At 59.9% G+C, this 21,033-nt stretch carries 21 protein-coding genes; 13 read left to right on the top strand and 8 right to left on the bottom strand.

The genetic code is table 11. The annotated features are described in order from the left end of the window. Positions 1-5 precede the first annotated feature (5 nt). Entirely contained in the window at positions 6-1,214 is a 1,209-nt protein-coding gene (gene coaBC, locus ACA041_RS31190) for a bifunctional phosphopantothenoylcysteine decarboxylase/phosphopantothenate--cysteine ligase CoaBC (protein ID WP_497442204.1), read from the bottom strand. Between the two features lie 135 nt (positions 1,215-1,349). On the opposite strand from coaBC, the gene radC reads away from it, so the two are divergent. Beyond that, a complete protein-coding gene (radC, locus tag ACA041_RS31185) occupies positions 1,350-2,024 on the top strand; it encodes a RadC family protein (RefSeq protein ID WP_497439245.1) in 675 nt (224 codons plus the stop codon). A gap of 135 nt (positions 2,025-2,159) precedes the next feature. Here the strand turns inward: radC and ACA041_RS31180 are convergent, their stop codons facing one another. Then, entirely contained in the window at positions 2,160-3,746 is a 1,587-nt protein-coding gene (locus tag ACA041_RS31180; protein WP_497439244.1) for an ABC transporter substrate-binding protein, read from the bottom strand. A gap of 446 nt (positions 3,747-4,192) precedes the next feature. Between ACA041_RS31180 and rpmB the strand changes: the two genes are divergently transcribed. Both rpmB and rpmG read left to right on the top strand, forming a co-directional pair. Further along, positions 4,193-4,426: a 50S ribosomal protein L28 gene (gene rpmB, locus ACA041_RS31175; protein ID WP_003176907.1), complete on the top strand. Its 234-nt coding sequence runs from the start codon at positions 4,193-4,195 to the stop codon at positions 4,424-4,426. Between the two features lie 11 nt (positions 4,427-4,437). Then, entirely contained in the window at positions 4,438-4,593 is a 156-nt protein-coding gene (rpmG, locus tag ACA041_RS31170; RefSeq protein ID WP_007894709.1) for a 50S ribosomal protein L33, read from the top strand. A 245-nt stretch (positions 4,594-4,838) separates the two neighbouring features. Here rpmG and ACA041_RS31165 read toward each other — a convergent pair whose 3' ends face one another. Together ACA041_RS31165 and ACA041_RS31160 are read right to left on the bottom strand one after the other, a co-directional pair. After that, complete coding sequence (locus tag ACA041_RS31165; protein WP_497439243.1) at positions 4,839-5,051, bottom strand: hypothetical protein; 213 nt, start codon at positions 5,049-5,051, stop codon at positions 4,839-4,841. Positions 5,052-5,242: 191 nt separating this feature from the next. Then, positions 5,243-5,605: a cupin domain-containing protein gene (locus ACA041_RS31160; RefSeq protein ID WP_150745156.1), complete on the bottom strand. Its 363-nt coding sequence runs from the start codon at positions 5,603-5,605 to the stop codon at positions 5,243-5,245. 238 nt (positions 5,606-5,843) lie between these two features. Between ACA041_RS31160 and ACA041_RS31155 the strand changes: the two genes are divergently transcribed. Both ACA041_RS31155 and ACA041_RS31150 read left to right on the top strand, forming a co-directional pair. Beyond that, positions 5,844-7,337, top strand: coding sequence for an aldehyde dehydrogenase (locus ACA041_RS31155; protein ID WP_497439242.1), 1,494 nt, complete (start codon positions 5,844-5,846; stop codon positions 7,335-7,337). Positions 7,338-7,529: 192 nt separating this feature from the next. Next, positions 7,530-8,675, top strand: a complete 1,146-nt coding sequence (locus ACA041_RS31150) for an MFS transporter (RefSeq protein WP_497439241.1) — start codon at positions 7,530-7,532, stop codon at positions 8,673-8,675. 26 nt (positions 8,676-8,701) lie between these two features. Here ACA041_RS31150 and ACA041_RS31145 read toward each other — a convergent pair whose 3' ends face one another. Both ACA041_RS31145 and ACA041_RS31140 read right to left on the bottom strand, forming a co-directional pair. Then, the gene (locus ACA041_RS31145; protein ID WP_497439240.1) at positions 8,702-10,267 is read right to left on the bottom strand and encodes a phospholipase D family protein; all 1,566 of its coding nucleotides are present in this window, start codon (positions 10,265-10,267) and stop codon (positions 8,702-8,704) included. Between the two features lie 60 nt (positions 10,268-10,327). Further along, the gene (locus tag ACA041_RS31140; protein WP_497439239.1) at positions 10,328-11,761 is read right to left on the bottom strand and encodes an aminotransferase-like domain-containing protein; all 1,434 of its coding nucleotides are present in this window, start codon (positions 11,759-11,761) and stop codon (positions 10,328-10,330) included. 179 nt (positions 11,762-11,940) lie between these two features. On the opposite strand from ACA041_RS31140, the gene ACA041_RS31135 reads away from it, so the two are divergent. Next, positions 11,941-12,186: a DUF1127 domain-containing protein gene (locus tag ACA041_RS31135; RefSeq protein ID WP_497439238.1), complete on the top strand. Its 246-nt coding sequence runs from the start codon at positions 11,941-11,943 to the stop codon at positions 12,184-12,186. Between the two features lie 87 nt (positions 12,187-12,273). Here the strand turns inward: ACA041_RS31135 and ACA041_RS31130 are convergent, their stop codons facing one another. Beyond that, on the bottom strand, positions 12,274-13,587 hold the full coding sequence (locus ACA041_RS31130) for an NAD(P)/FAD-dependent oxidoreductase (protein ID WP_497439237.1): 1,314 nt from the start codon (positions 13,585-13,587) through the stop codon (positions 12,274-12,276). Between the two features lie 147 nt (positions 13,588-13,734). On the opposite strand from ACA041_RS31130, the gene ACA041_RS31125 reads away from it, so the two are divergent. Beyond that, positions 13,735-14,088 carry a YkgJ family cysteine cluster protein gene (locus ACA041_RS31125; RefSeq protein WP_007947437.1) on the top strand — a complete coding sequence of 118 codons (354 nt, stop codon included), beginning with the start codon at positions 13,735-13,737 and terminating at the stop codon, positions 14,086-14,088. 140 nt (positions 14,089-14,228) lie between these two features. Here ACA041_RS31125 and ACA041_RS31120 read toward each other — a convergent pair whose 3' ends face one another. After that, on the bottom strand, positions 14,229-14,717 hold the full coding sequence (locus ACA041_RS31120) for an Lrp/AsnC ligand binding domain-containing protein (RefSeq protein ID WP_003176896.1): 489 nt from the start codon (positions 14,715-14,717) through the stop codon (positions 14,229-14,231). Positions 14,718-14,873: 156 nt separating this feature from the next. Between ACA041_RS31120 and dadA the strand changes: the two genes are divergently transcribed. The 6 genes from dadA (at position 14,874) to ACA041_RS31090 (ending at position 21,004) form a co-directional block, all read left to right on the top strand. Then, complete coding sequence (gene dadA, locus ACA041_RS31115; protein WP_497439236.1) at positions 14,874-16,178, top strand: D-amino acid dehydrogenase; 1,305 nt, start codon at positions 14,874-14,876, stop codon at positions 16,176-16,178. After that, positions 16,150-16,503: a RidA family protein gene (locus ACA041_RS31110; protein WP_497439235.1), complete on the top strand. Its 354-nt coding sequence runs from the start codon at positions 16,150-16,152 to the stop codon at positions 16,501-16,503. Before dadA ends, ACA041_RS31110 begins: the two co-directional genes overlap by 29 nt. A 97-nt stretch (positions 16,504-16,600) precedes the next feature. Then, positions 16,601-17,674 (top strand): alanine racemase, encoded by a 1,074-nt coding sequence (gene alr, locus ACA041_RS31105; RefSeq protein ID WP_497439234.1) that lies wholly within the window; start codon positions 16,601-16,603, stop codon positions 17,672-17,674. 128 nt (positions 17,675-17,802) lie between these two features. Further along, positions 17,803-18,351, top strand: a complete 549-nt coding sequence (locus ACA041_RS31100) for a cupin domain-containing protein (RefSeq protein ID WP_008150195.1) — start codon at positions 17,803-17,805, stop codon at positions 18,349-18,351. Between the two features lie 171 nt (positions 18,352-18,522). Next, positions 18,523-18,948, top strand: coding sequence for a c-type cytochrome (locus ACA041_RS31095; RefSeq protein WP_497439233.1), 426 nt, complete (start codon positions 18,523-18,525; stop codon positions 18,946-18,948). A gap of 133 nt (positions 18,949-19,081) precedes the next feature. Further along, positions 19,082-21,004, top strand: a complete 1,923-nt coding sequence (locus tag ACA041_RS31090; protein WP_497439232.1) for an acetyl-CoA hydrolase/transferase C-terminal domain-containing protein — start codon at positions 19,082-19,084, stop codon at positions 21,002-21,004. The last annotated feature ends 29 nt before the right edge of the window (positions 21,005-21,033 follow it).

The following is a 21,033-nucleotide window of genomic DNA, read 5'->3' as shown; positions in this document are numbered from 1 at the left end:
GTAAATTAAACCTGGGTCAGACGTTCGGCGATAAAGGTGATCAGCTGGCGGGCAATCTTGCTCTTGCTGGTCTGGGCGAAAAGTGTGGCGTGCAGTTCACGGTCGATCACGCTGCAGGCGTTTTCTTCGCTGTTGAAGCCAATGCTCGGATTGGCCACGTCGTTTGCGACGATCAAATCGAGGTTTTTGTCTTTCAACTTGCGCGCAGCGTAATCGAGCAGGTGTTCGGTTTCGGCGGCGAAACCGACACTGAACGGACGGTCGGGGCGGGTGGCGATGGTGGCCAGGATGTCCGGGTTGCGCACCATCTGTAGCAACAAGCCGTCGCCGTTCGTAGGATCTTTCTTGAGTTTCTGTGGGGCGACGACTTCGGGGCGGTAATCTGCGACGGCTGCCGAGGCGATAAACAGATCGCAGGGGATCGCCGCCTCGCAAGCGGCGAGCATGTCCCGGGCGCTGACCACGTCGATGCGGGTGACGCGATCCGGCGTTGGCAGGTGCACCGGGCCGGTGATCAGGGTCACACGGGCGCCGGCTTCTACCGCGGCTTCGGCCAGGGCAAAGCCCATTTTACCGGAGCTGTGGTTGGTGATGTAGCGCACCGGGTCGATGTTCTCCTGGGTCGGGCCGGCAGTGATCAGCACGTGTTTGCCGGTCAGTGCCTGGCGCTGGAAGCAATCCGCCGCGCATTGGGCGAGGTCGGTGGCTTCCAGCATGCGACCAAGGCCGACGTCGCCGCAGGCCTGGCTGCCAGAGGCTGGGCCGAAGACTTTGAGGTCGCGGTTTTCGAGGGTCTGCAGGTTGGCCTGGGTCGCCGGATCGCGCCACATGGCCTGGTTCATCGCCGGTGCAACTGCGACCACGGCGTCGGTGGCCAGCACCAGCGTGGTCAGCAGATCGTCGGCAATCCCTTGGGCCAGGCGGGCGATCAGGTCCGCGGTGGCGGGGGCGATCAGCACCAGGTCGGCCCATTTGGCCAGTTCGATGTGGCCCATGGCAGCTTCGGCCGCAGGGTCCAGCAAATCGAGGTGGACCGGGTGCCCGGAGAGGGCCTGCATGGTCAGCGGTGTGATGAACTCGCTGCCGCCACGGGTCATGACCACGCGCACTTCGGCGCCCTGGTCCATCAAGCGGCGAACCAGGTCGGCACTCTTGTAGGCAGCAATGCCGCCGCCGACGCCCAGAACGATGCGTTTCCGATACAGCCGCTGCATAGGTCTGCCTTTCATTTCGTTGATGACTGCAGGGCGATACCCCCTCCCCAGGGATGAAATCGCCCGCAAAAAGATGGGCTACGATATCACAGCGACCGCTACGGAGCAGCGGCGCCCACATACCAGGGAGGTGCTATGAGTATTCGTGATTGGCCGGCGACCGAGCGGCCGCGGGAGAGATTGCTTCAACTGGGGGCTGCGAGTCTTTCGGATGCCGAACTGCTGGCCATTTTTTTACGCACTGGCGTGTCCGGCAAAAGCGCGGTGGACCTGGCGCGACATTTGTTGAACCAGTTTGGCAGCCTGCGCTCGTTACTCGAAGCTGATCAGACAGCGTTCAGCAGGCAGTTGGGGCTCGGGCCGGCAAAATTCGCTCAGCTGCAGGCGGCACAGGAAATGGGCCGGCGGCATTTGGCTGAACGTGCGCGGCAAAAATCGGCACTGGAAAATCCGCAGGCGGTCCGTGATTACCTGAAGTCGATGCTGCGCCACGAGCCTCACGAAGTGTTTGGCTGTCTGTTTCTGGATTCCAGGCATCAAGTGCTGGCCTTCGAGGCGTTGTTTCGCGGATCGATCGACAGCACAAGCGTTCATCCCAGGCAGGTCGTCAAGCGGGCCCTGGCCCACAACGCCGCAGCGTTGATCCTGTGCCACAACCATCCATCCGGCAATACCAACCCCAGCCAGGCGGATCGCACGCTCACCAAGCGCCTGCAAGAGGCGCTTGAGCTGATCGATGTGCGGGTGCTTGACCATTTCATCATCGGTGATGGCGAGCCGCTGTCCATGGCCGAGTATGGGTGGATGTGAGGAGGGCGGTGGAGCTGAGCAAGTCCCTGTGGGAGCGAGCCTGCTCGCGAAGGCGTAGTGTCAGTCGATATCAATGTCTACTGACAGAATGCTTTCGCGAGCAGGCTCGCTCCCACAGGTTTTGTATCGGGCGGATTATTTGAGGTTGACCTTGGAGTAGTCCTGGCGACCAAACGGGCTCACCGAGTACCCCTCGACATCCTTGCGCGTCAGCGCGAAGGCGGTCGGGTGGGCCAGCGGCAGCCAAAGCGCCTGCTGCTGGATCTGCGCCTGGGCCTGTTCGTAGAGCTTGGTGCGCACACCTTGCTCGCCGGTGGTCTTGCCGGCACTGATCAACTTGTCCAGATCCTGGTTGCAGTAGCGGGCGAAGTTGGTGCCCGACTTGACCGCAGCGCAGGAAAACTGTGGCGTGAGGAAGTTGTCCGGGTCCCCGTTGTCACCGGCCCAGCCCATGAACAGCAGGTCGTGTTCGCCAGCCTTGGCACGGCGAATCAGCTCGCCCCATTCGATCACCCGGATCTCGGCCTGAATGCCGATTTGCGCGAGGTCGGACTGCAGCATTTGCGCGCTGAGGCTCGGGTTCGGGTTCAGCAGGCTGCCGGAAGGGCGGGTCCAGATGGTGGTCTTGAAACCATCATTGAGCCCGGCCTTGGCCATCAGAGCCTTGGCCTTCTCGACGTCGTACGGATAGCCCGGCAAGCCTTTGGCGTAGCTCCAGGTGTTGGGTGGGTACGGGCCGGCGGCAGGCTCGGCGGTGTCTTCGAACACGGCTTTGACGTAGTTGGCCTTGTCGAATGCAAGGTTGATCGCCTGGCGCACTTCAGGTTTGTCCAGCGGCGGATGCTGGCTGTTGATGCCGACGAACGCCGTCATGAAGGCGTCGGTCTTTTCGACTTTCAGCGTCGGCTCTTTTAACGCTGCCTGTACGTCCAGGGGCTTGGGCGACAGGGCGATCTGGCACTCATTGCGGCGCAACTTCTGCAGGCGCACGTTGGCATCCGGGGTAATGGCGAAGATCAGCGGGTCCACCGAAGGCTTGCCACGGAAGTAATCTGCGTTGGCCTTGTAACGGATCGAGGCATCTTTCTGAAAACGCGTGAAGATGAAAGGGCCGGTGCCGATCGGCTGGTTATTGAGCTTCTCCGGGGTGCCGGCCTTCATCAGTTTGTCGGCGTATTCGGCAGAGTAGATCGAAGCGAAGCCCATGCTCAGGGTTGGCAGGAAGGTCGAGTCGGGATGGTCGAGGGTGAAGCGCACCGTCAGCGGGTCCAGCGCGTCGATCTTCTTGATCAATGCTGGCAACTGCATCGACTGAGCATGCGGGAAGCCGCTCTGGGCCACTTTGTGCCATGGGTTTGCAGGGTCGAGCATGCGGTCGAAGCTGAACTTCACGTCTTCGGCCGTCAGGTCGCGAGTGGGGCTGAAATAGTCGGTACGGTGGAACTTCACCTTCGGATGCAGCTTGAAGACATAGGTCAGGCCGTCGGGGGTGACTTCCCAGCTGTCCGCGAGGCCGGCGATCACTTTGCCGCTGGTCGTATCGAAATCCACCAGGCGGTTCATCAGCACGTCGGCCGAGGCGTTGGTGGTGGTCAGCGAGTTGTATTGCACCACGTCGAAGCCTTCGGGGCTGGCCTCGGTGCAGACACTCAAGGCCGCTGCCATAGCCTGTGGGGCCAGCAGAAGCGGGGCAAGCAACAGCGGTAGGGCAGCGAGGCGCATGGTCGGATTCCTTTACAGATCGAAGGCCCATCTGCAAGTGCAGTCTGGAAAAGGCTTACCCTAGTGGGCTCTTTTGTAAATGACTATCCCCTTTTTCATTTTAGGGGGACTATAGGCGATTGATTTACGCGTGCGGCGGTTGGCAAAAACCTGGATTGGTAGCCCGGTCGATTTTCTGCGACGAGCGGTCGCTATCGACGATAGCCTTTGTCCTAGGCGCTCGGAGCCCGAAAAAAGGGGTTTTTATCAACTCGGCGCACACTGAATGTTGTTGCTCTTCAGTCTTTCTGGTATAAAGCAGCGCTCTTTTCTAGGGGCCCGGTTCCTTCGTTTGTAGGTGTAGCCGGTAAGACCCTTAAAGAAACGCGGCGCCTGGCGCCAAATGACTGAGAGATTAAGCGGCCAACCCATGCCGGGTTGGGCATGTGGTTTTAGAGGGCTGAGGCATGTCGAGAGTCTGTCAAGTTACCGGTAAGGGTCCGGTGACTGGGAATAACATTTCCCACGCAAACAACAAAACCCGTCGTCGTTTCCTGCCGAACCTGCAGCATCACCGCTTCTGGGTTGAAGAAGAGAAACGTTTTGTGCGTCTGCGCGTATCTGCCAAAGGCATGCGTATTATCGACAAGCGTGGCATCACTGTCGTGCTGGCCGAAATCCGCGCCGCTGGCAAGATCTAAGGGAGCTAATCATGCGTGAATTGATTCGTTTGATTTCGAGCGCCGGTACTGGTCATTTCTACACTACCGACAAGAACAAGCGTACTACCCCGGACAAAATCGAGATCAAGAAATTTGATCCGGTTGTTCGCAAGCACGTGATCTACAAGGAAGGCAAAATCAAGTAATTGATTTTTGCTCTCTTACAAAAAAGGCCCGTATCTCGCGATACGGGCCTTTTTTGTTCAGCGCAAAAAACTGCCGGTTTTTTAGCCGCACTGAATGCTGACGATGATTTTGTTGGCATCGGTCAGTAGGCTGATACTTGCCATGCGAAACGCCCGACGCAATACATCGGGTGTTTCGTATTGCTATGTGCGCCTGTCCACATCAGTCCGTTCCAGGGCCAATGAGTGCATGGCGCAGGGCGGAATCAATTGCCCATGGTGGCATGGGTGATGATTTCGTTGGCAACCAGCAGATTGATGCGGGCAGGATTGTAGTCTCTGGTCATGATGTAGCCGTCGCCTCGCGCTCGTACCGCCAGGCCGGTCTTGTTGGCGAGTTCTGCACGCAGCTCCTCGGAGTATTGCTTGCCGATGTACTGTTTTGCGGTGTCCAGATGTTGTTGCAGATCAATGCTCATGTATTGCTTCCTTGCGATAGGTGGGAATGAGCGAATGCGCTCCCGTCATCCGTCATGGATGGCGTGGGGGGATTCTGGAATAACACCGATCAATTTTCATCCGATGGACTGTGTCGCGATATTTGCCCCTGCCTGGTCCATAAAAAAGCCCATCACCAGGGATGGGCTTTTGGTAGCTCAATGGCCCGGCTTCAGGCTTTTTGTTCGAACACCACGTAGATCTTGCGGCACGGTTCCAGCACCTCCCAGGTGCCCCTGAACCCGGCCGGGATCACGAAGCGATCGCCTACTCGCAGGGTCTTGCCATTGCCGTCGTTATCGCGCAGCACGGAAACACCCTGAACGATTTCGCAATATTCGTGCTCGGTGTAGTTCACATGCCACTGGCCGACTTCGCCCTCCCAAACACCCGCACTCATCTGGCCGCAAGGGCTGTTGTAGTGGTTGTACACCGCTTGCTCGGGGTCGCCCTTGAGGACTTTCGCCGGGTCCGGCCGGTAACGATCGGGCTGGGTGGTGGCCTGGCTGAAGTCGACGATGTCCTGGATGCTCATGGTTGTAATCCCCCGTGATTGCGGCGCGATGACCGGAAAGCCCAAAGTCTATGTTTATTAAAATGAACACCGCAAGGCCGTTTGCCCGCCTTATGTCAAATATATTGAAACAACCCCGGCCACTGGTTTAGGGTGGCGGTTGCCCTGGGCCGAAAAGTGTTGGCTGGCCGGGCAGAATTCCTGGGATCGCCCGCGAAGAACGCGGGGCGCTCGTATTCAACAAGAGGAGGACACTCGTATGACCACCCTGACTCGTGCCGATTGGGAACAACGGGCTCGCGATCTGAAGATCGAAGGCCGCGCCTACATCAATGGCGAATACACCGATGCCGTCTCCAGCGAGACCTTCGAGTGCATCAGCCCCGTCGATGGCCGTCTGCTGGGCAAGATCGCCAGCTGTGACGCCGCCGACGCCCAGCGCGCTGTTGAAAACGCTCGCGCCACGTTCAACTCCGGCGCCTGGTCGCGCCTGGCACCGACCAAGCGCAAAGCCACCATGATTCGTTTCGCCGGCCTGCTCAAGCAGCATGCTGAAGAACTGGCCCTGCTTGAAACCCTGGACATGGGTAAGCCGATCAGTGACTCCCTGTACATCGACGTTCCCGGCGCGGCGCAAGCCCTGAGCTGGAGCGGTGAAGCCATCGACAAGATCTACGATGAAGTCGCCGCGACCCCGCACGATCAACTCGGCCTGGTCACTCGCGAACCCGTGGGCGTGGTCGGCGCCATCGTGCCGTGGAACTTCCCGTTGATGATGGCCTGCTGGAAACTCGGCCCGGCGCTGTCAACCGGTAATTCGGTGATCCTCAAGCCGTCCGAGAAATCCCCGCTGACCGCTATTCGCATTGCTGCGCTGGCTGTCGAAGCCGGCATCCCGAAAGGCGTGCTGAACGTCTTGCCGGGTTATGGTCATACCGTGGGCAAGGCCCTGGCCCTGCATAACGACGTCGATACCCTGGTGTTTACCGGTTCGACCAAGATCGCCAAGCAGCTGCTGATTTACTCCGGCGAATCGAACATGAAGCGCGTCTGGCTCGAAGCCGGCGGCAAGAGCCCGAACATCGTGTTCGCCGATGCGCCGGACCTGCAGGCCGCCGCCGAATCCGCCGCCAGCGCCATCGCTTTCAACCAGGGTGAAGTCTGCACCGCCGGTTCGCGCCTGCTGGTCGAACGTTCGATCAAGGACACTTTCCTGCCGCTGGTGATCGAGGCCCTCAAGACCTGGAAACCGGGCAACCCGCTGGACCCGGCGACCAACGTCGGCGCACTGGTGGATACCCAGCAGATGAATACCGTGCTGTCCTACATCGAATCCGGCCACACCGACGGCGCCAAACTGGTGGCTGGCGGCAAGCGCATTCTTCAGGAAACCGGTGGCACCTACGTTGAGCCGACGATTTTCGACGGCGTGAACAACGCGATGAAAATCGCTCAGGAAGAAATCTTCGGTCCGGTGTTGTCGGTGATCGCGTTCGATACCGCCGAGGAAGCGATCCAGATTGCCAACGACACGCCGTACGGCCTCGCCGCAGCGGTATGGACCAAGGACATCTCGAAGGCCCACCTGACCGCCAAGGCACTGCGCGCCGGGAGTGTCTGGGTCAACCAGTACGACGGTGGCGACATGACGGCCCCGTTCGGTGGCTTCAAGCAGTCCGGCAACGGTCGCGACAAGTCGCTGCACGCGTTCGACAAGTACACCGAGCTGAAGGCGACCTGGATCAAGTTGTAAGCCAGTTGGGGGAGCCTGTGCCCTGACAGGTTCCCCCAGACGACGCGGATCCCCTGTGGGAGCGAGCCTGCTCGCGAAAGCGGTATGACAGTCGACGTCAATGTTGAATGTTGCTCCGTCTTCGCGAGCAAGCCCGCTCCCACATTTGTTTTGTGTGGTCTGTGAAAAATAATATCCACAGGAGCGTGGAACATGCGTTGGGCGACTTATTTCGCCGTGTTGGCGTCTGTCCTGAGTGTCGGCCTGGCCCTTGGCGTCAGCATGCCGTTGGTGTCGTTTCGCCTCGAAGGCTGGGGTTACGGTTCGTTCGCCATCGGCGTGATGGCGGCGATGCCGGCCCTTGGCGTGCTGCTGGGTGCGAAGATATCCAGCCATCTGGCGGCGCGTCTTGGTACGGCCAATCTGATGCGCCTGTGCCTGTGGGCCGGGGCGTTGTCCATCGGTTTGCTGGCGCTGCTGCCGAGCTATCCGGTGTGGCTGGTGTTGCGGCTGATGATCGGGGTGATCCTGACCCTCGTGTTCATCCTCGGAGAGAGCTGGATCAACCAGTTGGTGGTCGAGCAATGGCGCGGGCGACTGGTGGCGCTGTATGGCAGTAGCTACGCACTGAGTCAGTTGGCCGGGCCGCTGCTGCTGGGCGTGCTGGGCACGGAGCATGATTACGGTTTCTGGGTTGGCGTCGGTTTGCTGACGGCGGCACCGTTTCTGTTGCTGGGTCGCAGCGGTGCACCGACCAGCGAGGCCTGCGGCGTGACCTTCAGCGACTTGTGGAATTTCTGCCGGGGCCTGCCGGCGATTGCCTGGGCGGTGTCATTGTTTGCGGCGTTCGAAGCGATGATCCTGACCTTGTTGCCGGTCTACTGTCTGCGCCAGGGTTTCACCACCGAAATTGCCTTGGCGATGGTCAGTACGGTGGTGGTGGGCGATGCCTTGCTGCAATTGCCGATTGGCGCGCTGGCGGATCGCTTGTCGCGGCGCACGCTGTTCACCGGCTGCGCGGTGGTCTTGCTGGTGTCGAGCCTGGCGATCCCGTTGCTGATCGACACGTTGCTGATCTGGCCGTTGTGGGTGTTGTTCGGCGCCAGTGCCGGTGGACTGTTCACCTTGTCACTGATCCTGATCGGCGAGCGTTATCGCGACGACGCGCTGGTGCGCGCCAATGCGCATATTGCGCAGCTGTGGGGCATTGGTTGCCTGATCGGACCCTTGGCTGCCGGTGCTGGCAGTCAGTGGATCAGCGGCCACGCGTTGCCATTGTTGATGGCGGCAGGGGCATTCGGATTGGTGATCTTATTGTCCAGACAAGGCGCGTTCGGCACGGTCGCCGAGCCTGCTTGACGCAAAACTGCTCGTCAGCCACCGGGTTACAACAGGCGCTCCAGGCCGACCGCGGTACTGAACCATGAATTGAACTGCCGCCACCAGCTCCCCGGCTCTTTGGTCAATACGTGCATCTTGCCGTCGTCTTCGGTCACCCAGACGACTCGGTCATTTTCCAGTTTCACCTGATAGCTCAGCGGCGGCGCCATACCTTCCAGGGCCGCCTTTTGCACGTACGCGGCAAGGTCCGGGCTGTCCACCAGCACGCCGACTTCGGTATTCCACAGGACCGAGCGCGGGTCGAAATTGAACGAACCAATGAAAGATTTCTGCCGGTCGAAAATAATTGCCTTGCTGTGCAGACTGGAGTCGGAGCCGCGGAAAGACCTGCTGTAAAAAACAGGCCCGCTGCCGCCACCTTCTCCGGGCTGGCGGCGCAATTCGTAGAGCTTCACCCCATGCTCGAGCAACGCCTTGCGATAGGGCGCGTAGCCGCCATGCACCGCCGGTACGTCGGTGGCTTCAAGCGAGTTGGTCAACAGGCTCACCGACACCCCGGCATCGGCCCGGCCGGTGAGGTAAACCAATCCCGGCTGGCCGGGCACGAAGTACGCCGAAATCATGATCAACTCTTTACTGACACCCGTCAGCTCGGGCGCCAATTGGGTGGTCAGCAGCAAATGCGGGTCGGGTTCACCCTTTGACAGCACTTTGCTGGGGGCATCCCACAAGGCTTGGTTCCAGGCCCAGATCAACTCGCGGCGCCAGATATCCATTCGTGGATTGGTGGTGAAGGTCATCAGTTGTTGATACAGCGCATGATTCTGTTTGCGCGTCTCTTCCAGGGATTGTTCCAGGCGAGTCCGGCTGTTCTGCAGATCCTTTTGCGTCGGTTTGCGCGACAGAAACTCATCGATCGGTTTGCTCAGCGCGCTGTTCCAGTATTGATCGAAGCTGTGTCCGAGCTGTTCGGCGACCGGACCGATGCCGAGCATGTCGATGTCGGTAAAGTTCAGGTTAGGCTCGGCATCAAAATACTCGTCGCCCAGATTGCGCCCACCCACGATCGCCGCGCTGTTGTCCGCCAGCCACAGCTTGTTGTGCATGCGCCGGTGCTGCAACGACAGGTTGAACAACCGACCCATGGCTCGGGTTACGCCCGTGGCACGGCCCAGATGTAGCGGATTGAACAAGCGGATCTCGATCTGCGGATGTGCTGCCAGCGTGCCGATAGTCCAGTCCAGGCCGTCGCTGGTGGTGTCGTCGAGCAGGATCCTCACCCGAACACCCCGGTCAGCGGCCTTGAGCAGTTCTTCCACCAGCATGCGAGTGCTGATCCCGTCGTGGACAATGTAGTACTGCAAATCGAGACTGCTTTGGGCGTTACGAATCAGTTCGGCGCGGGCAGTGAAGGCTTCACTGCTGTTGGACAGCAAGCGAAATCCGGATTTGCCTTCATGGGGCGCGGCCTGGGCCTGGATCGAGCGACCGAACGCCGAGTCGCTGGCAGGCAGCGCCTGGCTCGGTTCGCGCTGAACCTCGAAGCTGGCGCAACCGCCCAGGAACGAGGCGAGTAGCAGAAGAACGAGCAGGGGCTGTCTGACTCTCACGTGGGAACGTTCCGTTTGGCGGCAGGTGTCGGCATATGGACGCTGGTTTCCCGATAAAGGTCAGTCAGTGATGCTGTCAGTTTCAGCAAGCAGCTTGATGGCTGCGGTGCCGACCTTGCGCACCGCTTCTTCAATCTGCGGTGTTGGTTTGGCAGCGTAGTTCATCCGCAGGCAATTGCGGTACTTGCCCGAAGCGGAAAAGATGCTGCCGACGGCAATCTGTACGCCCTGGTCGTGCAAGGCGCGATTGAGTTTCAGGGTGTCGAAGCCATCTGGCAGTTCGACCCAGAGCATAAAGCTGCCTTGCGGACGACTGGCGCGGGTGCCCGCCGGAAAATAACGGGTGACCCAGTCGATCATCGCATCGCGATTGCGTTGGTATTGGGTGCGCATTCGGCGCAGATGCGGTTCGAAGTGCCCGGCCTTGAGGAATTCGGCAATGGCGATCTGCGGTTGTGGCGCGGTCGAGCCGGTGCTGATGTATTTCATGTGCAGCACCCGTTCCAGATAACGGCCCGGTGCCACCCAACCGATGCGCAGGCCCGGTGCCAGGGTCTTGGAAAATGAACTGCAGAGCAGGACGCGGCCGTCTTCGTCGAAGGACTTGATCGTGCGCGGTCGTGGATAGGTGTAGGCCAGTTCGCCATACACATCATCCTCGATGATCGCCACGTCAAACCGCTGTGCCAGTGTCAACAGAGCGCGTTTGCGCGATTCGGGCATGATGTAGCCCAGCGGGTTGTTGCAGTTGGGGGTCAACTGTATGGCCTTGATCGGCCATTGTTCCAATGCCAGTTCAAGGGCATCGAGGCTGATTCCGGTGAGCGGGTCGGTCGGGATTTCCAGGGCTTTCATGCCCAGGCCCTTGAGGGTCTGCATGGCGCCGTGAAAGCTTGGCGAATCCACGGCCACGATGTCGCCCGGCTCGCAAATGGCGCGGATGCTGGTGGACAACGCTTCGTGGCAACCGGTGGTGACCACCAGGTCGTTGGCGCTCAACTGGCAGCCGGAGTCGAGCATCAGTCGGGCGATCTGCTCGCGCAGTTCGAGGGTTCCGTGGATGTTGTCGTAATACAGGCCGGGCATGTCCTGTCGCCGACTGATCCGGGCCAGGCCGCGCAGCAGCGGTTTCATGGTCGGCGTGGTGATGTCCGGCATGCCGCGACCCAGTTGCACCACGTCCTTGCGTGGCACCGCGCGGATCAATTCCAGTACCTGGTCCCACTGGGAAATATCCACCGGCCGCTGCGCCGGACGACCGATCGCCGGTAGCTCCGGCAGCTCTCGACTCACCGGCACGAAATAGCCCGACTTGGGTTTCGGCATCGCCAGGCCGCTGTCTTCCAGCATCCGATAGGCCTGCTGCACGGTGCTCAGGCTGACGCCGTGCTCGACGCTCAACGCCCGCACCGACGGCAGCCGGTCACCGGGGCGATAGAAGCCCTGTTCGATACGCGTGCCGAGCAACTCGGCGAGGTTGACGTAAAGGGTCATGGCGCAGTCTCGGTGTGGATGATTCGGTAAACCAATACAGATAAGGCAAAAAATTTCGATTCAGTGGTTAAAACATCGAATCTGTATGGAGTTAATACTTTTCCGTTGAATCTGTAATGCTTTTCGCCGTCCTCGCATCATGAAAGCTCTGGCTACCCAAGTAAACAGGAGCAATCACAATGAACGGCTTGAGCGATGTGCGGCTGACGTTACACAGTCAGGAACTGGCGGCAGGGCAAAAAAACGGTGCAGGCGAGGCGGATATGCGCAACGCGCCGTCCGGCCTGGGTCGCTGGGGCTTGTTCTGGCACCGTCTGCACACGCGCAAGGCGTTGCTGACGCTGACGCCGGAGCAGCTCAGGGATGTGGGGTTGAGTCGGGAGCAGGCGCGGGAGGAGGGGCTCAAGCCGTTCTGGCGGATCTGAGTTCTGTGGTGTTTTTCAGATCCATTCGCGGGCAAGTCGGCGATCCGACTTGCCCGCGAAAGCGTCCTCAAGCACGCAACGAATCCCTCAGACCAACTCCTTAAGCCGATGCCACAACATCCCCAACGCCAACAACGGCGAGCGCAAATGCCTGCCCCCCGGAAAGGTAATGTGCGGCACCTGGGCAAACAGGTCGAAGCCACCACTGTGCTGCCCACTGATCGCCTCAGCCAGTAACTTGCCTGCCAGATGCGTGGCGTTCACCCCATGCCCGGAATAAGCCTGGGCGTAATACACATTCGGATGATCCTTTAGCCGCCCGATCTGCGGCAGGCGGTTGGCGCCGATGCCGATCATCCCGCCCCATTGATAATCGATCTTCACGTCGCCCAACTGCGGGAAAACCTCCAGCATCTTGGGCCGCATGTAGGCGGCGATGTCTTTCGGATCGCGCCCCGAATAATGGCAGGCGCCGCCGAACAGCAAGCGCCGATCCGCCGAAAGCCGGTAGTAATCCAGCGCCACCCGTTGATCACAGACCGCCATATTCTGCGGCAGCAGGGAGTGCGCCACTGCTTCGCTCAAGGGTTCAGTGGCGATGATGTAGCTGCCGGCGGGCAACACCTTGCCGCTGAGTTCGGGGTTGAGATCATTGAGGTAGGCGTTGCAACCCAGCACCAGCGTCTTGGCGCGAACCGAACCCTGAGCAGTGTGAACCTTGATCTCGGGGTCGTACTCGATGCGGGTTACGGCGGATCGTTCGAACAGCTTCGCACCCAGTTGCTGCGCGGCGGCCGCTTCGCCCAAGGCCAGGTTGAGCGGATGCAAATGCCCCGAGCCCATGTCGATCAGGCCGCCAACGTAACGGTCGGAACCCACTACCGAGTGCATTTCGTTGGCTTGCAGCAGCCGGGTCTCGTAGCGGTAGCCGAGGCTGCGCAGCTCTTCGGCATCTTCGGCGAAGCCTTCCAGGTCTCGCGCCTTGTTGGCGAGGTCACAGTAACCCCAGGTCAGGTCACAAGGGATCTGAAAACGCTCGACCCGCTGTCGGACGATTTCCACCGCTTCCAGGCCCATGAGTTTCATCTGACGCACGCCGTCCGCGCCGATCACGTTGCTGAACTGATCGAGGCCATGGCCGACGCCGCGAATCAATTGCCCGCCATTGCGGCCGCTCGCGCCCCAACCGATCTTGTGAGCTTCGAGCAGGATCACGCTGAGGCCGCGTTCGGCCAGTTCGAGCGCAGTGTTTAAACCGGAAAACCCGCCGCCGACCACGCACACGTCCGCCACCAGATCGCCTTGCAGCACTGGGTGCTCAGGCTGCGGCAGGCTGCTGGCGGCGTAATAGGAAGCCGTGTGCCGATGACTTGGTGCAGGTTGCTGAGCACGGGCATTCATGTGCGTGTTCCTGATTCTTGTGTATAGAAAATTTGACGGAGCATAAGCCGGACCTTCCGACACGGGCAACACTGGTCGGTTGATGCTGTCTGGATCGGGGCTTTTACGTCAGAATCCCGGTCTATTCCGCCTTCGGTCAACGCTTCGATGAGCTGCAACAGTCAGAAAATTCGCACGCTGCGCCAGCAGATTCCCTCGTTCGAGTGCGTCCCCGGCTGCCATGACTGCTGTGGGCCGGTGACCACTTCGCCGGAAGAAATGTCCCGACTGCCGCGCAAGACCCGGGCCGAGCAGGATGCCGCGATGGATGAACTCAATTGCGTGCACCTGGGACCCAACGGCTGCACCGTGTATGACGAGCGGCCGCTGATTTGTCGATTGTTCGGCACCACTAAAACTTTACCGTGCCCCAATGGGCGAGGGCCGGTGGAGCTGATTCATCCGCGGGTCGAGAAGCAGATTCATGAGTACATGGCGTCGACCCGGCAGGTCCTCGTCTGAGGGAAGACCGAGTCGCCTGTAATCGCTAGCAGGCTAGCTCCCACACTGGATCTGTGTCATGCACAGAATGTGTGTCCGCAGAAGATCAACTGTGGGAGCTAGCCTGCTAGCGATGGGGTCTGAACAGGCACCACAAAGTCTCAATCCGGAATCGGCAGATTCAAACTCTCCTTCACCTCTTCCATCACGATATAGCTCTTGGATTCGCGCACATGTGGCAGCTTGAGCAGGATATCGCCCAGCAATTTTCGGTACGAAGCCATCTCGGAAATCCGCGCCTTCACCAGGTAATCGAAATCCCCTGACACCAAATGGCATTCCAGTACGTGGGGCAGTTTCAGCACCGCGCGACGGAACTCTTCGAAAGTATCGCCGGATTTGTAGTCGAGGCTGATTTCGACGAACACCAGCAGGCTGCCCTTGAGATGCTGCGGATTGAGCCGGGCGTTGTAGCCCATGATGATCCCTTCGCGCTCCAGCCGCCGGACCCGCTCGGTACAGGGCGTGGTCGAAAGCCCGACCTTTTCCCCAAGCTCGGTAAAGGAGATCCGTCCGTCCGTTTGCAGGATCCGCAGGATGTTACGGTCGATCTTGTCCAGCTCACGTTTGGTCTGAGTGTTGGTACGCATAGGGGATGCGCCTCCGTGAAAAGGGTTTTTGCCGAGAATTGTCGCCAAATATAGGCATTTATATAGTGAAAAGCACTGGCTAATCTTTTTTACACTGCCCACATCTACGGTCTGAACAACAAACGTCAGCGGCAAGCCGCGATGAGGGATATGAAAATGCGCGTTATGGTCTTGGGTAGCGGCGTCATCGGTACCACCAGTGCTTATTATCTGGCCCGTGCCGGGTTTGAAGTGGTGGTGGTAGACCGTCAGCCGGCTGCTGCCATGGAGACCAGTTTCGCCAACGCCGGGCAGGTCTCGCCGGGCTATGCCTCGCCGTGGGCCGCGCCGGGTGTACCGCTCAAGGCCATCAAGTGGCTGTTGCAGCGCCACGCGCCTCTGGCGATCAAGGCCACTGCCGACATCGACCAATACCTGTGGATGGCGCAGATGCTGCGTAACTGCACCGCCAGCCGCTATGCGGTGAACAAGGAGCGCATGGTGCGCCTGTCCGAGTACAGCCGCGACTGCCTTGACGAATTGCGCGCCGAAACCGGCATTGCCTACGAAGGTCGCAGCCTCGGTACTACTCAATTGTTCCGCACCCAGGCTCAACTCGACGGCGCCGCGAAAGACATCGCCGTGCTGAAAGAGTCCGGCGTGCCGTTCGAACTGCTCGACCGCGCCGGCATTGCCCGGGTCGAACCGGCCCTGGCCGGCGTCACTGATATCCTCAGCGGCGCGCTGCGCCTGCCGAACGACCAGACCGGTGACTGCCAGATCTTTACCACCCGCCTGGCCGAAATGGCCGTGAAACTGGGCGTGGAATTCCGTTTCGGCCAGGACATCCAGCGCCTCGACTTCGCCGGTGAGCGCATCAACGGCGTGTGGATCGACGGCAAGCTGGAAACCGCCGACCGCTACGTGTTGGCCCTCGGTAGCTATTCGCCGCAACTGCTCAAGCCGCTGGGCATCCGCGCGCCGGTGTACCCGCTCAAGGGTTACTCCCTGACCGTGCCGATCACCAACCCGGCGATGGCCCCGACTTCGACGATTCTCGACGAGACCTACAAGGTCGCAATCACCCGTTTCGACAACCGCATCCGCGTCGGCGGCATGGCTGAAATAGCCGGTTTTGACCTGTCGCTGAACCCGCGTCGACGCGAAACCCTGGAGATGATCGTCAATGACCTTTATCCTCAGGGCGGCGATCTCACCGAGGCAAGCTTCTGGACCGGTCTGCGTCCGACGACCCCGGACGGCACGCCGATCGTTGGTGCCACACCTTTCAAGAACCTGTTCCTGAACACCGGCCACGGCACCCTCGGTTGGACCATGGCCTGCGGCTCCGGTCGTTTGCTGGCTGACCTGATGGCGAAGAAAACGCCGCAGATCAGCGCCGAAGGTCTCGATATCTCTCGTTATGGCAACAAAACCCAGGAGTCCGCAAAACATGTCAATCCAGCGCCAGCTCACCAATGAGCGCATGAGCCAGATCGTTGTCCACAGCGGTACCGTGTATCTGGCAGGGCAAGTCGGTGACGATATGAACGCCGGGATTGAACAGCAGACCCGTGAAACCCTCGCCAACATCGAGCGCTTGCTGGATCTGGCCGGGACCGACAAGACCCGTCTGCTGTCGGTGACGATTTATTTGAAAGACATTGATGCGCACTTCGAAGGCATGAATGCGGTCTGGGACAAGTGGCTGCCAAAAGGCGTCGCACCGGCTCGCGCCACGGTGGAATCGAAGCTGTGCGAACCGGAAATCCTGGTGGAGTTGTCGGTTGTAGCCGCTCTGCCATAAACGAGTCAGACAGATCTCTCTCCCGGCGCTGTTGGCGGTTTATTCCCTCAGCCAGCGCCGGTTTTTCTTCCCATTGACCGACCAGAAGTCTGCCGCCATGCGTCCTGCCCGTGCCCTGATCGACCTTCAAGCCCTGCGCCACAACTACCAGATCGCCCGTGAAGTCACGGGAGCCCGTGCCCTCGCGGTGATCAAGGCCGATGCCTATGGTCATGGCGCGGTGCGTTGTGCCCAGGCTCTGGAAGCCGAGGCGGACGGGTTCGCCGTGGCCTGCATCGAAGAGGCCCTGGAGCTGCGCGCCGCGGGCATTCGTGCGCCGGTGTTGTTGCTGGAAGGGTTTTTCGAAGCCGATGAGCTGTCGCTGATCGTCGAGCATGATTTCTGGTGCGTGGTGCATTCGCTGTGGCAGCTCGACGCCATCGAGAAAGCTGCACTGAGCAAACCGATCACGGTCTGGCTCAAACTCGATTCGGGTATGCATCGGGTCGGTCTGCATCCGAAGGACTACCAGGCGGCCTATCAACGGTTGCTGGCCAGCGGCAAGGTCGCGAAGATTGTGCTGATGAGCCATTTCGCCCGCGCCGATGAGCTGCACGACCAAAGCAGCACCGAGCAGGTCGCCGTATTTGAAGCCGCGCGTCAGGGTTTGTCGGCCGAGATCAGCCTGCGCAATTCGCCGGCGGTGCTCGGTTGGCCGCAGATTCCAAGTGATTGGGTGCGTCCAGGCATCATGCTCTACGGTGCGACCCCTTTCGAAGAAGCGAATGCCGTGGCATCACGCCTGCAACCGGTGATGACCCTCGAATCGAAAGTCATTTGCGTACGTGAACTGCCGGCCGGCGAGCCGATCGGCTACGGCGCCAGATTCATCACCCCCAAGCCCATGCGCGTCGGCGTGGTGGCCATGGGGTACGCCGATGGGTACCCGCGTCAGGCGCCGACCGGTACGCCGGTGCTGGTCGCCGGGCAGCGCAGCCAGTTGATCGGCCGAGTGTCGATGGACATGTTGTGCATCGATCTGACCGATGTGCCGCAAGCGGGGCTGGGTTCGACCGTGGAGTTGTGGGGCAAAAATATCCTCGCCAGCGACGTGGCCAAGGCCGCAGACACGATTCCTTACCAGATCTTCTGCAACCTGCACCGGGTACCGAAGCTCTATTCCGGGGCTTAGCCCAAGGCACCCCGGACCGAAAGTCGCCTCGCCGCACGGGATTCAGGCCCAAGTGTTGTAAATACTGAACGCTGTCGCCATGATAACGCTCAATGTTTCTACAACCTGAATCCCTGGAGGCTCCAGTATTGGACGTCGGTGAACGACTGCAATCGATCCGTAAGCTCAAAGGCCTTTCCCAGCGTGAACTCGCCAAGCGGGCGGGCGTCACCAACAGCACCATTTCGATGATCGAGAAGAACAGCGTCAGCCCCTCGATCAGTTCGCTGAGGAAAGTGTTGGGCGGGATTCCCATGTCCATGGTCGAGTTCTTTTCCGAAGAGATCCTGCAGGAAAAACCGACTCAGATCGTCTACAAGGCCAACGAGCTGATCGATATTTCCGATGGCGCAGTGACCATGAAACTGGTCGGCCGGGCACACCCGAGCCGGGCGATCGCGTTCCTCAATGAAATCTACCCGCCAGGCGCCGACACCGGTGACGAGATGCTCACCCATGAGGGCGAGGAAACCGGGATTTTGCTTGAAGGAAGACTGGAACTGGTGGTAGGGCTTGAAACTTTTGTGCTCGAAGCCGGCGACAGCTACTACTTTGAAAGCACCAAGCCACACCGTTTCCGCAATCCGTTCGATGCGCCGGCGCGACTAATCAGCGCAGCTACACCGGCGAATTTTTAACAAAAGAGGCGCCCTGCCAGCATGGCGGAGGTACCCGAGCTGTTTTTTCCTCTGCACAACAAGACCCCTTCGACTTTGGGGTTGTTTCAGTGTGGCGGGCTTACCGTTATACTTGCGCCCGCCTGCGAACCGTGGCCGTGGGCGTGACTAGCCACCATTGAGGGTGAACGCGTGAATCTAATTATGAAAATGCTGGCCGTACCAGCAACCGTATTGGCCCTATGGGCAGTCAGCGCTCAAGCTGCGACTAACGACGATATTGCAAAACGCCTTGAACCCGTCGGCAAGGTCTGTGTACAGGGGCAAGAGTGCAAGGGGATGGAAGTGGCCGCTTCCGCGGGTGGCGGTGATGCCAAAACCCCGGACTCAGTGATCGCCAAGCATTGCAACGCTTGCCACGGCACCGGCCTGTTGGGCGCGCCAAAAGTGGGTGATGCCACCGCTTGGGGCGAGCGCGCCAAGAAGGAAGGCGGCCTTGACGGTTTGCTGGCAAAGGCGATCTCCGGCATCAACGCGATGCCGCCTAAAGGCACTTGCGCCGATTGCTCTGATGCCGATCTCAAAGGCGCCATCGAGAAGATGTCCGGGCTGAAATAAGGCTTCATCTTCCGCGAAAAGCCGCTTCCAAGCGGCTTTTTTGTGCCTACGATTTGCGTTGGGACTATTCTTTGCAGCAAAGGCCCGGCAAGCCCGGTCCAACCCGATTCACGGAATGTAAAGGGAGGATCAGATGGTGCAGCTGTGTTCTATCGAGCAGGCGGTCGATGACGTATTGGCACGATTGCCGGCGCATATCCACATGGGCTTGCCCCTCGGCCTGGGCAAACCCAACCACTTCGTCAACGCGCTGTTTCAACGCATTGCGCAACTGCCCGAACGGCGGCTGACCATCTACACCGCCCTGTGCCTCGGTCGTCCTTCGCTAGGCGACGGTCTGCAAAAGCGCTTCCTCGAACCCTTCATCGAGCGGGTTTTCGGCGACTACCCGGAACTGGATTTTCTTGCGGGTCTGCACCAGGACAACCTGCCGTCCAACATTCATGTCCAGCAATTCTTCCTGCAGCCCGGCAGCCTGCTCAACAGTGCACCGGCGCAGCGCGATTACGTCAGCAGCAACTACAGCCATGCCGCCCGGGACATCAACGCCGCCGGTTTGAACCTGGTGGCGCAGCTGGTGGCCAGTCATGGCGAGCACCCCGACCGCCTGAGCCTGAGCTGCAATCCGGACATCACCCTCGACCTGTTGCCGATGATCGCCAAACGCCGGGCAGCAGGGGAGACGATCCTGCTGCTAGGGCAGGTGCACAACGATTTGCCGTACATGCCGGGCGACGCGGAAATCGGCATCGATGCCTTCGACCTGTTGATTGACGAGAAAGACAGCACGACACTGTTCTCCACGCCGAACATGCCGGTGGGTTTTCAGGATCACTTCATTGGCCTGCACGCCAGTACGCTGGTGCGCGATGGCGGCACCTTGCAGATCGGTATCGGCGCCATGGGCGATGCCCTGACCGCCGCGTTGCTGGCGCGACAAGCCGACAATGACGGTTACAAGGCGTTGCTCGCGGACGTCAATCTCAGCCAGTGGGCGCAACTGATCGATCGCGAGGGTGGGGTTGAACCCTTTGCCAAGGGCCTTTACGGCTGCAGCGAAATGTTCGTCAACGGTTTGCTGGTGCTGGCTGACGCCGGGATCGTGCGGCGCAAGGTCTACCCCGATGTACCGACCCAGCAACAGGCGAATGCCGGCACCCTGGATGAGGCCGCGCAAACTGACGGCATCTCGGTACACGGTGGCTTTTTCCTCGGGCCGCGCAATTTTTATGAGCGCCTGCGGGAGTTGCCCCAGAGCAAGCGACTCGAATTCAACATGACCCGCATCAGTTACATCAACGAGCTTTATGGTCAGGAAGAGCTCAAGCGTTTACAGCGACTCGATGCGCGTTTTATCAATACCGTATTTACCATGACCCTGTTGGGTGCCGGGGTGGCGGATCAGCTGGAAGACGGGCGGGTGCTCAGCGGTGTGGGCGGGCAATACAACTTTGTCGTCCAGGGCCATGCGCTGGAAGGCGCGCGTTCGGTGCTGCTGCTACGCAGTTGGCGCGAGTCGGACGGTGAGGTGAGTTCGAACATCGTCTGGGAATACGGACATTGCACGATCCCGCGGCACCTGCGGGACATTGTGGTGACCGAGTACGGCATTGCCGATTTGCGCGGCAAGACTGATGCGGCGGTGATCGAGGCTTTATTGAACATCAGCGACTCACGCTTCCAGCCGGGACTGATCGAGCAGGCGCAGAACGTTGGTAAATTGCCGAAGAACTTCTGCCTCGATCCGCGGTTTGCGGATAACCATCCTGAGCGTTTGCAGGCGATTCAGGCGCGGCATCCGAATCTGTTTCCGGAGTATCCATTGGGGTGTGATTTCACCGCCGAGGAGCGGGATCTGCTGCGGGCGCTGAACTGGTTGAAGAGCAAGTTCAAGCTCACCGAGGTTCTGGAGTTGGGCAAGGCTGCGCTGGATGCGCCAGAGCCGTCGGCGTTTCCCGGGCATCTGGAGCGGATGCAACTGACGAAGCCGGAAGGGCTGAAAGAGGATTTGTTTCAGCGACTATTGCTCACTGGCCTGAAGGCCACCGCGCAGTAATGCCCAACGCAAAACCAACTGTGGGAGCC

The organism is Pseudomonas sp. LBUM1676 (assembly GCF_059695605.1).
Note: the sequence above shows the minus strand (reverse complement) of the source record. Positions and strands in the feature narration are given on the sequence as shown.

What these genes read in the sequence shown, in the direction of transcription:
- alr (WP_497439234.1), top strand. Translation starts at nt 16,601, where the DNA reads ATGCGTCCTGCCCGTGCCCTGATCGACCTTCAAGCCCTGCGCCACAAC.
- ACA041_RS31155 (WP_497439242.1), top strand. Translation starts at nt 5,844, where the DNA reads ATGACCACCCTGACTCGTGCCGATTGGGAACAACGGGCTCGCGATCTG.
- radC (WP_497439245.1), top strand. Translation starts at nt 1,350, where the DNA reads ATGAGTATTCGTGATTGGCCGGCGACCGAGCGGCCGCGGGAGAGATTG.
- ACA041_RS31135 (WP_497439238.1), top strand. Translation starts at nt 11,941, where the DNA reads ATGAACGGCTTGAGCGATGTGCGGCTGACGTTACACAGTCAGGAACTG.
- dadA (WP_497439236.1), top strand. Translation starts at nt 14,874, where the DNA reads ATGCGCGTTATGGTCTTGGGTAGCGGCGTCATCGGTACCACCAGTGCT.
- ACA041_RS31110 (WP_497439235.1), top strand. Translation starts at nt 16,150, where the DNA reads ATGTCAATCCAGCGCCAGCTCACCAATGAGCGCATGAGCCAGATCGTT.
- rpmB (WP_003176907.1), top strand. Translation starts at nt 4,193, where the DNA reads ATGTCGAGAGTCTGTCAAGTTACCGGTAAGGGTCCGGTGACTGGGAAT.
- ACA041_RS31120 (WP_003176896.1), bottom strand. Translation starts at nt 14,717, where the DNA reads ATGCGTACCAACACTCAGACCAAACGTGAGCTGGACAAGATCGACCGT.
- rpmG (WP_007894709.1), top strand. Translation starts at nt 4,438, where the DNA reads ATGCGTGAATTGATTCGTTTGATTTCGAGCGCCGGTACTGGTCATTTC.
- ACA041_RS31165 (WP_497439243.1), bottom strand. Translation starts at nt 5,051, where the DNA reads ATGAGCATTGATCTGCAACAACATCTGGACACCGCAAAACAGTACATC.
- ACA041_RS31160 (WP_150745156.1), bottom strand. Translation starts at nt 5,605, where the DNA reads ATGAGCATCCAGGACATCGTCGACTTCAGCCAGGCCACCACCCAGCCC.
- ACA041_RS31180 (WP_497439244.1), bottom strand. Translation starts at nt 3,746, where the DNA reads ATGCGCCTCGCTGCCCTACCGCTGTTGCTTGCCCCGCTTCTGCTGGCC.
- ACA041_RS31140 (WP_497439239.1), bottom strand. Translation starts at nt 11,761, where the DNA reads ATGACCCTTTACGTCAACCTCGCCGAGTTGCTCGGCACGCGTATCGAA.
- ACA041_RS31125 (WP_007947437.1), top strand. Translation starts at nt 13,735, where the DNA reads ATGAGCTGCAACAGTCAGAAAATTCGCACGCTGCGCCAGCAGATTCCC.
- ACA041_RS31150 (WP_497439241.1), top strand. Translation starts at nt 7,530, where the DNA reads ATGCGTTGGGCGACTTATTTCGCCGTGTTGGCGTCTGTCCTGAGTGTC.
- coaBC (WP_497442204.1), bottom strand. Translation starts at nt 1,214, where the DNA reads ATGCAGCGGCTGTATCGGAAACGCATCGTTCTGGGCGTCGGCGGCGGC.
- ACA041_RS31130 (WP_497439237.1), bottom strand. Translation starts at nt 13,587, where the DNA reads ATGAATGCCCGTGCTCAGCAACCTGCACCAAGTCATCGGCACACGGCT.
- ACA041_RS31090 (WP_497439232.1), top strand. Translation starts at nt 19,082, where the DNA reads ATGGTGCAGCTGTGTTCTATCGAGCAGGCGGTCGATGACGTATTGGCA.